This window comes from Chryseobacterium sp. CS2K3, from assembly GCF_059515185.1.
This window is the reverse complement of the sequence record NZ_JCAKRW010000004.1, coordinates 164,676-176,262: the sequence shown is the minus strand read 5'-3', so window position 1 is coordinate 176,262 and position 11,587 is coordinate 164,676. Positions and strand designations below refer to the sequence as shown.

General features: G+C 34.0%; 14 protein-coding genes. 7 read left to right on the top strand and 7 right to left on the bottom strand.

Annotation, left to right across the window (positions count from 1 at the left end):
- Positions 1-167: 167 nt before the first annotated feature.
- From AC5YGG_RS08210 to AC5YGG_RS08200, 3 genes are all read left to right on the top strand, one after another.
- A complete protein-coding gene (locus AC5YGG_RS08210) occupies positions 168-1,058 on the top strand; it encodes a cyanophycinase (RefSeq protein ID WP_065394191.1) in 891 nt (296 codons plus the stop codon).
- A 274-nt stretch (positions 1,059-1,332) separates the two neighbouring features.
- Complete coding sequence (locus AC5YGG_RS08205; RefSeq protein WP_496144041.1) at positions 1,333-2,175, top strand: isoaspartyl peptidase/L-asparaginase; 843 nt, start codon at positions 1,333-1,335, stop codon at positions 2,173-2,175.
- A gap of 97 nt (positions 2,176-2,272) precedes the next feature.
- Positions 2,273-2,509, top strand: a complete 237-nt coding sequence (locus AC5YGG_RS08200) for a YtxH domain-containing protein (protein ID WP_496144040.1) — start codon at positions 2,273-2,275, stop codon at positions 2,507-2,509.
- A 175-nt stretch (positions 2,510-2,684) separates the two neighbouring features.
- Here the strand turns inward: AC5YGG_RS08200 and AC5YGG_RS08195 are convergent, their stop codons facing one another.
- The 3 genes from AC5YGG_RS08195 to AC5YGG_RS08185 form a co-directional block, all read right to left on the bottom strand.
- On the bottom strand, positions 2,685-3,530 hold the full coding sequence (locus tag AC5YGG_RS08195) for a PH domain-containing protein (protein ID WP_496144039.1): 846 nt from the start codon (positions 3,528-3,530) through the stop codon (positions 2,685-2,687).
- Positions 3,531-3,541: 11 nt separating this feature from the next.
- Entirely contained in the window at positions 3,542-4,426 is an 885-nt protein-coding gene (locus AC5YGG_RS08190) for a PH domain-containing protein (RefSeq protein ID WP_496144038.1), read from the bottom strand.
- A gap of 140 nt (positions 4,427-4,566) precedes the next feature.
- Entirely contained in the window at positions 4,567-5,430 is an 864-nt protein-coding gene (locus AC5YGG_RS08185; RefSeq protein WP_496144037.1) for an SHOCT domain-containing protein, read from the bottom strand.
- A gap of 243 nt (positions 5,431-5,673) precedes the next feature.
- Between AC5YGG_RS08185 and AC5YGG_RS08180 the strand changes: the two genes are divergently transcribed.
- The gene (locus tag AC5YGG_RS08180) at positions 5,674-6,639 is read left to right on the top strand and encodes a dimethylarginine dimethylaminohydrolase family protein (protein ID WP_496144036.1); all 966 of its coding nucleotides are present in this window, start codon (positions 5,674-5,676) and stop codon (positions 6,637-6,639) included.
- Between the two features lie 8 nt (positions 6,640-6,647).
- Here the strand turns inward: AC5YGG_RS08180 and AC5YGG_RS08175 are convergent, their stop codons facing one another.
- From AC5YGG_RS08175 to AC5YGG_RS08160, 4 genes are all read right to left on the bottom strand, one after another.
- Positions 6,648-7,142: an SHOCT domain-containing protein gene (locus AC5YGG_RS08175; RefSeq protein WP_496144035.1), complete on the bottom strand. Its 495-nt coding sequence runs from the start codon at positions 7,140-7,142 to the stop codon at positions 6,648-6,650.
- Between the two features lie 90 nt (positions 7,143-7,232).
- Positions 7,233-8,600, bottom strand: coding sequence for a histidine--tRNA ligase (gene hisS, locus AC5YGG_RS08170; protein WP_496144034.1), 1,368 nt, complete (start codon positions 8,598-8,600; stop codon positions 7,233-7,235).
- A 123-nt stretch (positions 8,601-8,723) separates the two neighbouring features.
- A complete protein-coding gene (locus AC5YGG_RS08165; RefSeq protein ID WP_496144033.1) occupies positions 8,724-9,176 on the bottom strand; it encodes an HRDC domain-containing protein in 453 nt (150 codons plus the stop codon).
- 14 nt (positions 9,177-9,190) lie between these two features.
- Complete coding sequence (locus AC5YGG_RS08160; RefSeq protein ID WP_496144032.1) at positions 9,191-9,523, bottom strand: single-stranded DNA-binding protein; 333 nt, start codon at positions 9,521-9,523, stop codon at positions 9,191-9,193.
- A gap of 328 nt (positions 9,524-9,851) precedes the next feature.
- Here AC5YGG_RS08160 and AC5YGG_RS08155 point away from each other — a divergent pair, with 328 nt between their 5' ends.
- The 3 genes from AC5YGG_RS08155 to AC5YGG_RS08145 all read left to right on the top strand — a co-directional run bounded on the left by AC5YGG_RS08155 (position 9,852) and on the right by AC5YGG_RS08145 (position 11,576).
- Positions 9,852-10,232, top strand: a complete 381-nt coding sequence (locus AC5YGG_RS08155; RefSeq protein WP_496144031.1) for a helix-turn-helix domain-containing protein — start codon at positions 9,852-9,854, stop codon at positions 10,230-10,232.
- Between the two features lie 385 nt (positions 10,233-10,617).
- Positions 10,618-11,232 carry an HPP family protein gene (locus AC5YGG_RS08150; RefSeq protein WP_496144030.1) on the top strand — a complete coding sequence of 205 codons (615 nt, stop codon included), beginning with the start codon at positions 10,618-10,620 and terminating at the stop codon, positions 11,230-11,232.
- The gene (locus tag AC5YGG_RS08145) at positions 11,232-11,576 is read left to right on the top strand and encodes a hypothetical protein (RefSeq protein WP_496144029.1); all 345 of its coding nucleotides are present in this window, start codon (positions 11,232-11,234) and stop codon (positions 11,574-11,576) included. The genes AC5YGG_RS08150 and AC5YGG_RS08145 overlap by 1 nt, the downstream gene beginning before the upstream one ends.
- Positions 11,577-11,587: the final 11 nt, after the last annotated feature.

Genomic DNA, 11,587 nt, shown 5'->3' with positions numbered 1-11,587 from the left:
ACTTATTTTACAACCAAATATAGTACAAAACCCAAAACAAAACTATAGCAGATTTAAAGATTTGTTAAAATAGGATTAATTTTAATTAACATTCCTAAAAGATTAAAAATCACCTAAAGATGGCATGAATTTCGCCAAACATGTTAATTATTTTTTAATTTTGTACCATGACTAAACCTGTAGGAAAATTAATCGTTATCGGAGGAGCTGTGAATAAAGGAAGTTTTGCGGAAACCGATTATGATCAGAATATTGAAAAAAACCTTAACTTTTTTGAGCGTGGGATCTTACGAAAGATCATCAATGAATCAAAACACAAGGAAAATTCTGTGATTGAAATCGTAACTACCGCTTCTCAGATTCCTCAGATAGTAGGTACTGAATATAAAAAAGCTTTTGAATTTCTGGGAGCTAGAAACGTCAATATTCTTGATATCCATAATCGTGAGGAAGCCAATTCTGATGCTATGGTAGCAAGAGCCAATGCTGCAGATGTAATGATGTTCACTGGTGGAGATCAGCTGAGATTGACTTCTATTCTTGGGGGGACACGATTTCATGATACTATTTTATTAAAATATCAGGAACAGGATTTCATCTATTCCGGAACATCAGCGGGTGCAGCAGCGGCATCTGAAAATATGATTTATCAGGGAAGCAGCTCTGAAGCCTTATTAAAAGGAGAAATTAAAACGACTCAAGGATTAGGATTAATAGATAACGTTATCATTGATACACATTTCGTACAAAGAGGTAGAATTGGACGTCTTTTCCAGGCTGTAGTCAATAATCCGAGAACATTAGGAATCGGGCTTGGGGAAGATACCGGTCTTTTCATCCATAATGATGTGATGACTGCGGTAGGTTCAGGGCTTGTCATTCTTGTAGACGGAAGATTCATTAAGGATACCAATCTTACGAATATCAATCTTGGAGAGCCAATTTCTATAGATAACTTAACGGTACATGTAATGTCTATGAATGATCATTATGATCTTACCACAAAAACGTTAACTATTGAAAATTCTCAATTTAACCCTATTCCACAGGATAAATAGAATAACATATACAAGTATACAAACGGGGCTTCGGTTCCGTTTTTTGTGTTTTGATAAGATAAGTTTTGGCTAAAGCCGGTGGAATTTGAATATTTCATTTATTAAGCGGACTAAAGTCCGCTCCTATTGATATTGATATACGAATAGAAATGATTATGTCTATAGTTGTTTAGCAACAATATCTTTTATCTTTTATCTTTTATCTTTTATCTTTTATCTTTTATCTTTTATTTATAAATTACCTTCGTAAAAATTATTCATCAACTCTTATTCTATGAAAATCATCATCCATGGAGGCTTTTTCTCAGAAAGCGATCAAAGCCACGAAGTAAAAACAGCAAAACAAGATTCTTTAAAGCAAATTGCTGAAAGAGCATTTCTTTACCTTCAAACTCATTCTGCCTTCGATACAGTTGCTTATGCTGTTTCTTTGTTGGAAGACGATCCTTTATATAATGCAGGGATCGGCTCACAGATTCAAAGTGATGGTGTAATCCGTATGAGTGCTGCAATTATGAATGGAGAAACTCAAAAGCTGAGTGGAGTCATTAATATTCAGGAGGTGAAGAATCCCATTTTTGTAGCTAAGGATTTAATGAGTGAAGATGATAGAGTTTTAGGTGGAAACGGAGCAAAAAGGTATGCTACAGAACACGGATTTGAGAATTTTTCGACAGAAATTCCTCAAAGAAGAAAGGAATACGAAGCGAAACTGAATAATGGCGGAAAAGGAACGGTAGGCTGTGTTGCCATTGATAAGGATGGAAAATTAGCTGTTGCTACCTCTACAGGAGGTAAAGGTTTTGAAATTCCGGGAAGAATTTCGGATTCTGCCACAGTTGCCGGAAACTATGCGAATGAATTCTGTGCAGTAAGCTGTACGGGTGTAGGCGAAGATATTGTAAGCAATGCTACTGCGGCAAAAATAGTTACCAGAGTTACAGACGGCATGAGTCTGGAAGTTGCTTTCAATAAGACTTTTGACGAGCTTAAAACCATTGATGGATTCGCAGGCGCTATTGCTATTGATAAGGATGGAAATGTATATCACCAGGACTCTTATCCTACTATGGTCTTCGCTAGTTTTGATGGAGAAATTTTTGAAGTCTTTTCTTAATTTTAACATTTTTTTATAATTCTACACAATTTTTTGGCACGTATTTTACATGATTACTAATAACAAATTTTAATATTAATTCATAAAAATAGAAATCATGGGAAACAAAACAAAAGGCGTATTAGCGTTACTAGGTTTAGGTGCTTTAGCATATTGGAAATATAAAAACTCATCTCCTGAGGACCAACAGGCTGTGAAGGATAAAATTAACACAGCAAAAGACAATCTTAACAAATGGGGAAATGATATTAAAAGTAAAGCTAATGATGTTGCTTCCCAAGTTCAGAATAAAGTTGATGAAGCAAAAACAAAAGCTGAAGATTCTTTAAGCTAAATAAGATTAGTTTTTTTAACATTCATATATAGAAAAGTCATCGTTTTATTACGATGACTTTTTGTTTTTTGTATTTTCTTATTTGATTTTTTTAAAAAGATCAAGGTTCTACAATAGCGAGCGAAAGCTGAAAGTTTTCCAATAAATCTAAAGATACTTTCAGGGTTACGGGTTTTTAATCAAGCTGCTCAAGAAGCTTTCTTTTTTGTTCTGCAAATTCTGCATCTGTGAGGATTCCGTTTTCCCTTAGTTTTCCTAGTTTCTCAAGCTGAGCAAAGACTTCGCCGGAAGGTATTGTATTGACCGGATTTGTTTTCTGGGACTGAGGTTTTTGTACCTGAGGAGCATTATAAATCTGCCTAATAATATCATAGAATTTTTCTGCATCTTCTTTGTCCATATAGCATTCAAACTCTACTACTCTTTCTTCCAGATGAAGCTTAATGATAGGAGATCGTGGATCTGCTACGAAGCTTACTGACTTAATGGTACCATTAGCAAAATCATTAATTTTTGCAGATCCGAACATTGATTTTGATACGGAAAGCATTCTTTTATCAGTTGCTATTAAAACGCCGGCATCTAACGTATTTTTAAACTGAGCGTCTGTAATGGCGATTATATTTTCATCTTCCGGAATAAGATTGGGAAGTTCTTTGATTTCGCCTCTGGTAAATACAGAAAGATTGGCATTCAGCTTTTCCAGCTCGTTTTTTATCTTTCTTTTTCTTCGTTTATAAACTTCTTTAGAAACAACTGCCGGCTCAACATTCACTGTCATTGGAAGATTTTCATCTTTTAAAACCACAGTTTTGCTCTGTTCCTCTTTTTTGTTCTCTACAATCTTAATAATGTCATTAATACTGAATGTGCTAAGGTTATAAAGCACTTCCTGATTGATATAACTTATCTTATCTAAACATTTATTGCATAAAATGCCACCATCTGCAAGCTTGTTTTCCCCCAGAAGTGTATCCATTGACGTTAATTCTGCTTTACATAATGAACAATTACTACTCATTTTTTTATTTTTTATAATTTCCCAAGCAGTTTCTTCTTCTGCTCTTCAAATTCTTCGTTGGTTAAAATTCCTGATTCTCTTAGCTTTCCTAACTTTTCAAGTTTATCAAAGATCGCTATTGTTTCATCTTTTTTGGATATTTCCTCAGTCGACTGATTATATTTTTGCGTTTCTACAGATGAATTTTGAGGTCTGTTTATATAGCTTTGTATAGATTCGTAAAAGTTTTTTGCTGCGTTTCTGTTGTATAGTTTAAATTCTGCCTTTATTCCGTCTCTTGTAAATAATTTCAATTCTGAAGAAATCAGCCCATAGCTATGTTGTACAGATGCAATCTTATGATGCGGGAATTCATCCTCTGTTACACTTCCTAAAAGTTTTTTATCAATAAAAATTATCCTTCTTTCTGTTGAAACTAAAATTCCTTCAAGATTATTGTAAAGATATTTCCCTTCGGCAATAGCAATAAGCTTTTCATTGCTATCCAAAACATTTACCAGCTCATTGACTTCTGTGTTTGCAAAAATACTGAGTTGAGCATTTAAAGCTACAATCTGGTCTTTAATTTCATCAAGCCTTGTAGATTCTTCTCTTTTATTTACATTGAGCTGAATAGAATGGGAAAATGTCACAACCGTTCTTGAAACAGACTCTTTTACAGTAGATGGCGCTTCAATTTCCTCCTCTTCTTTAGCAGCTATACTTTCTCCCAGCATAATACCTCTTACCTCTGCCAGACTATAATTGATGAGGTCATATACCAGATCTTTATTGATTCCGGTAGCTTTATTCAGGCATTTATTACACAAAATACCACCATCGGACAGTTTATTTTCTCCCAAAACTGTATCCATGGACGTTAAAGGTATACCGCATAGAGCACAATTTGTGTTCATTTTAATTTTTATGTTTAAAAGTTTTTAAACAGGACATAAGAGTATGATCCTTTTTATATCAACATAAATTACAAATAATGATACAATAGAAAATATTCAAAACCATTATTTATAACACTGTGATCAACCGAACTTATATTTTAAAGTCGTTCTAATAATTTTGCCTTCTGTGATGAGAATTCTTCTTCACTTAACACGCCCATTTGTCTTAATTTTCCAAGCTTTTCCAATTGCTCAAAAATATCTTCTGCTGATTCTTTTGGGCTGCCAGCTGTATTTTGAGATGTAGAAGACTGAGTATTCTGATAGAATGATTGTGGTTGTGCAGGTTGCTGGGAGATTGGTTTTACAGGTTCATTAATCTGTCCGTTTACCATACTACAGAAAGCTCTCCCATCACTTTTATTGTGTAATTTAAAATCCGCGGCTCCTCCTCTGGTATTAATCCTCAATACTGAATACAAAAGATTTTCTGCCTGTTCTACAGATATAATATTCTGATGTGTAAACTCATTCTTTACTACTCCACCAAGAAATTTTTTATCCATGAAAACGACTCTTTTCTGCGTTGAAAAGAGAATTCCTTCTCTGCTGCTGCTCATATCAATACATTCTGCAATGGCGATTAGTCTTTCATCTTTATCCAGAACTTTATCCAGCTCGTTTACCTCCTCATTAGCCAAAACACTCAGCCTTACATTCAGAGCAACAATCTGATCTTTGATTTCGTCAAGTCTTGTGGGAGCATCATATTCATAACTGTTTGTATTTCCGTACTGAAAACCTCCGGGGTTTTGGCTAGCATCAATTTTACTTTTAAGAAGCATCCCATTAATTTCTGCAAAATAAAATTGATCAAGATTATGGATAAGGTCTCTATTAACGGCAATGGCTTTGTTAAAACATCCAGCGCATAAATAACCGCCATCAGCAAGTTTATTCTTTCCTACAAGCATATCTGTAGATGTAAGCGGTGTCCCGCATAATGCACAAATCATATTCATTTGGTCTTTATGTTTAAGTTTTTTTCTTGAATAGAAGGATAAAGTTCTACCCGATTTTTATATCGATCCCAAATTACAAATTCTGTCCCGATTTTTACCTTCAAAACTATTCAATTCTTATAGTTTTAAGACTTTTTTTCTTTAACGTCTTAAAATTGATACAATTTCTATTTATTTTTGTTTTAAGTATTTTATCCTTTAACAGAATAAAAGCCCCCAATGTAAACGTAAAAATTGAAGCCAATGATTTTTGTTGAAAATGAATTTGCACTATTGAGAATGGTTGTTCTTGCTCAATCTGAATTTGGTTATCCTTTGGAACCACGTGCTGAAGATCTTCGTTTTCTAAGTAAAGATGCAGTAAAAGAAAACTTTGAAAACAGAGGAAAAGATTATTCTGAGGCATTTCCTGACCTTCAAAAGCAATGGGAACTTGAAAGAACAAATTTGAAAGAAATTCTTGAAAAATATGATGTAGAGGTTCTTCGTCCACGTCAACTTACTGATGCTGAGAAAATGGCAGTGGGAACTTCGGGATACTCTAACTTTTTTGTAAGAGATCCTTTTTTTACAGTGGGAAATCATGTCATTGAGTCTTCACTTCGTTTTTTACATCGAAGACATGAGGTTTTTCCTTTGAGGGATTTATTCCTCGAAGAAGTATATCCGGAGGATTGTTATTATCTGGCAGTTCCTTCACCTGAAATTGCAGATCAAGAAGATACTACTTTAGGAAAGGGACCTTTTTTAGAAGGTGGAGATGTATTGGTATTAGGCAAACAGATTTTTGTTGGAAATTCTGGCTTAGCATCTAATGCTCTTGGAATTCAATGGTTGGAAAAGCTTTTAAAACCACAGGGATACGCGGTAGAAGAAGTAAGGCTTCATCCTGATATTTTACATCTTGATTGTGCTCTTGGACTTGTGAAAGATGGATTAATGGTTATTTGTGAAGATGCATTTTTAGACGGAATTCCATATTTATTAAAAAACTGGAAAAGAATTGATGTTACGCTGCATGAAGCAATGAATCTTGCAACCAACGGACTTCCTGTATCTTCTGAAGTCTATATTACGGATCCTGCGTTTAAACATATCGGAGAGCAGATTGAAAAACATGGCATTAAAGTAGAATACATTGATTTTTCGATAAGTAGAAGCTTTGGAGGCTCTTTCCGATGCAGTACTCAGCCGCTTTTAAGGAATTAACCAGACATTTATAATTTCTCCAGAAGTCTCTTCTTTTGTTCAGTGAACTCGTCATCAGTAAGAATTCCATTTTCTCTCAATTGTCCCAACTGTTCCAGAAGATCAAAAACAGAAAGTTCAGGTTCTTCCACATCTGGGGTATTTTGAGAAATGAGGAAAGTATTTAGGGTATTACAGAACTCTTCAGCAAAATCGCGGTCAGATTTTTCCAGTCTAAAAATATTCTCTTCTGTCCGAACTTCAATAACCGATTCCCATAAATTTATAGATGTTATTTTTTCATGAGGAATTACTTCCATATCGATCATATCAAGCTCTTTAAATAAGACTCTCCTATCCGTAGCTATAAGCAGAGTTACCATTTTATTGTAAAGCCCATCAATGATATGAATGATTTTCTCATCCTCCATAAAAATGTCTGGAAGCTGGGCAATGTATTCATCTGCCCACGATAAAAGATCCGGATTTATCTTTTGAATCTGGTGTTTTATATCCTGTATCATTATATCTCAAATATAATAAAAAAACAGCTCAAAGTTATTTTGATCAAAAACCTGAGCTGTTTTTTATTGTATGTATAGAACTATTTTGTTTTATCCTAAAAATTCTTCTAAAGAAACTGTTTTCTGTTCTCCAGCTTCAAGATTTTTAAAAGTAACTGTTCCGTTTTTAATTTCTTCCTCACCCAGGAAAACAAGGTTTTTAATTCCTTTTTTCTCAGCATAAGTAAACTGCTTATTGATTTTTGCATTTTCAGGGTATAATTCTGCTGAAATACCTTTTGTACGTAATTGCATAATCAGTTTTAAAGCTTCTGTAGTTTCTTCACCTCCGAAATTGGCAAATAAATATTCTGTCTTTGAAGAAGCTTCATCAGGGAAAAGATTAAGTTCTTCCATTACCAGATAAATTCTGTCTAACCCGAATGAAATACCAATTCCCGGGATATTTTTCACCCCGAAAACTTCTGTAAGGTTATCATATCTACCACCACCACCGATGGATCCCATTGCTACTTCATCCGCTTTCACTTCAAAGATGGCTCCGGTATAATAATCAAGCCCTCTAGCCAGGGTAATATTGAATACAAGATTCTGCATATCTACTCCAAGATTCAGAGATTGAGTCAATACAAACTCTAATTCTTCTACACCTTGCAATCCTATTTCATTACCTGCAAATTTTTCTTTTAGCTGAAGAAGGTTTTCTAGTGCATCATCAGATTGATTGAATAAGAAATCAAGCTTATCAATAGAATCCTGAGAAATTTCTCTCTCTAATAGTTCTTTAACAACACCTTCTTTTCCGATTTTATCAAGCTTGTCAAGAGCTACAGTAAAATCAATCAGCTTATCTGTAATTCCTGCATATTCTGCTAATCCGGAAAGGATTTTTCTGTTGTTCATATGAATGGTTACAGGAACTCTAAGATCAGAGAATGATTTCAGATATAATTGAACCAAATCAACTTCCTGTAATAAGCTTTCACTTCCTACAACGTCTGCATCACATTGGTAAAATTCTCTGTATCTTCCTTTCTGGGGTCTGTCTGCTCTCCATACCGGCTGGATCTGGAAACGCTTGAACGGGAATGTCAGTTTCCCATGATTCATCGCTACAAATCTTGCAAAAGGTACTGTAAGGTCATAACGAAGGGCTTTATCTGTAAGATTTTCCGAGCTGAAAGGTTTTTCTAATGCTCTTTGGAAATCTGTAAGCATCTGAGTTTTCTTTTCTTCCTTAGCTTCATTGATGCTTGAATTCAGAATTTTAAAAATCAGACGATCTCCTTCTTCTCCGTATTTTCCTGTTAAAGTAGAAAGGTTTTCAAAGCTTGGTGTTTCTAATGGTTGAAATCCGAATAACTCAAAATTATTCTGCAAAATATTAATGATATATTTTCTTCTTGAAACTTCCTGCGCCGTAAAATCTCTCGTTCCTTTTGCTAAACTTGGCTTCATTTATTGTATGTCTTTTTGATCTACGCAAAAGTACGGAATTGCAAGGAATTTACACAGTATAAAAAAGCCGAAGAAGGAATCTTCCCCAGCTTTTCCAATTATGTAATCATTTATTCCGAAAAATCAGACACTTTCCAGGATTTCCAGAATTTCTTCACCATAATTTTCAATCTTATGTTTTCCGAAACCTTTGATTTCCAGCAGCTCTTCTTTTTTGGCAGGTTTATACTTGGCTACAGACATCAGCTCTTTGTTACTTGCAATGAAGTAAGTAGGCAGATTTTGTTCCCTTGCTTTCTCTGATCTCCAAAGTTTCAGGGCATCTAAAATCTTTTCTTCATCAGGACTCAGGAAATCATTTTCTGCAGAGTATTTAATAATCTTTGGTTCTTTTACAGTACTTTTCGGCAGCTTTTCTTCGAAATACAGAATAACAGACCAATAAGATTCATCGTTTACAAAAGCTGTTTCCACTTTAATAATTTCATTTCCTTCCAGAAAATCATCAAGCGTTTTCTGATCTCTGAAGAGAAATTCTTCAGGAAGTCTGATTTTAAAAACTTTTACTTTCATCATTTGTGTTTTTAGAATTATTTACCTCCTAATAATAGGATTTCATCTACTCGAATTTCCGTAATGTAGCGCTTTACACCATCCTTATCGTCATAAGACCTGTATGTAAGCTTTCCTTCAATAGCAATCTCTTTTCCTTTGGAAACATACTTTTCCATGATTTCTGCTGTTTTTCCGAAGGCAATCAGATTGTGCCATTGCGTCTCTTCTACTTTTTCACCTTTCGCATTAGTGTAATGATCGCTGGTGGCTAGAGATACACTTGCTTTTACATTTCCGTTTTCGAAGTTTACCATTTCAACTTCTTTACCTGTGTAACCAATTAATGTTACTTTGTTTCTTAGTGACATAACTTTTAGATTTTAATGATTAATATTTCAGATAAGAGACGTTCACTGTTTTTCTCAAATCTCTGTTGCAAAGATTGGAATATCACCAAATTACATCCGGTTAAAAACTATTTAAATTCGTTTGTAGTCGTTTGCAATCGGGTAAGTGAAATTAAAATTGTTTAACTATCCTTATTTTTTATGGTAAAAAATTTTGATATTGTTTTAAAATAAAAAGGAATAAAGGGAACTTACGTAAGAATAATAGATTTTATTTTTGTTGATAAAAATTTTGAAAACCTCTATATTTTATACATTATTTTTTTGCAAATTTGTAAAAACGTCTAAAATGCAAAAAGAAAAACTACGTACAGTAAGAAAGAGAAAAGGTTTTACCCAACAACAAGTTGCTGATGCTATTGCTACAGATGTTTCTAATTATAGCAGAAAAGAAAGCGGAGCTGTAAAAATTATACAAGCTGAATGGGATAAACTTGCCAAATTTCTTGAAGTGCCTGTTGAGGAAATTTATGAAGAGGAAGAAGTTAAGATTAACATTGAAAATCCTGTATTTAATGACAGCCCAGGAGCTAATGTTGGAAACAGCGGTTTTTCAGCCAACAATATGGGATATATAAATAATGAATTAAGCATAGAAATCATTAAGAATCTCCAGGAATATATCAGCTTGCTAAAAGAGGAAATCAGTAAGCTGAAAAGTGACAAATAAGGTCATTATTTCAGAATAGATACTAAAATACAAATCAGGATAGAACATTTTTTATCCTGTTTTTTTTTTGCCACTAATGCACGATTTTTTTTATTCGTTAATTAGTGGCAATCTGTTCTAATTATCCTTGTCAAGGTTTAGAACCTTGACAAGGATAGCGTAAAATTCAGTATCGCCAATCACTCATTTTAATTCAAATTCTGATATTCTTACAACTGGCTTTAACCACTGGTTTACAGAAATAATCTAATTTTTACACAGACAGACTCTATTATAAATCCTATCCATTTACAAACGGATAATTCTGTATCTTTGTCTTAAGTAAAATCATAGTCGATTTTTGAAAACCTTTAATTCAAACCATTAAATAAAGTAGACAACCATAATGAAGAAGACAATAAAAAGGACATTCAGAGTGTCAAAATACGTGATCTATAAAGAAACACTGGTAGATTATAAAGAGCATTTCTGGTCCTTTTTGGGTGCATTTTTTGGAATAGGAATTATTGCTTTTATCCAGTCTCATTCTTTAGCAGAAACTGAGAATATCTTTCTGATAGGTTCTTTCGGTGCCTCTAGTGTTCTTATTTATGGTGCCATACAAAGTCCGCTAGCACAACCCAGAAATTTGATTGGCGGACACGTTCTTTCTGCTATTGTTGGAGTTACTGTTTATAAAATTGTACCGGATATTATCTGGCTCTCCGCCCCCCTTGCAGTAGCTTTTTCCATCGTTCTGATGCAATATACAAAGACTCTTCATCCTCCTGGTGGTGCAACGGCTTTGATTGCGGTAAGTTCTACAGGAAAAATTCCTGATTTAGGATATTGGTATGTTATCTCTCCTGTTTTGTCAGGATGTATTATTCTGCTTCTTGTGGCATTATTTTTTAATAATATAACGCCTAACAGAAGCTATCCTTCTCACAGCAGATTTATAAGACTGCTAAGAAAAAAACATGCGCGCGGACATGTACATACAAACAAAATAAAAAAATAATGAACTGTCTGGAATGTGGCGAAAAAATCATAGGAAGGTCTGATAAAAAGTTCTGTAATGATGCCTGCCGAAACGCCTATAATAATAAACAGAACAAGGATTCTACAAACCTTATGCGAAACGTTAACAATAAGCTTCGCAGAAATTACCGTATTCTTCGGGAAATAAATATTGACGGTAAAACAAAAGTGACTAAGGCAAAGCTGGATAGTTTAGGTTTTGATTTTGATTATTTTACGAATCTGAAAGTTTATAAAAACGGTTCTGAATATAAATTTATTTATGACTACGGGTATAAAATTTTAGAAGAAGACTTTGTTTTGATCGTCAAAAATCAGGCATAATTTATATTACA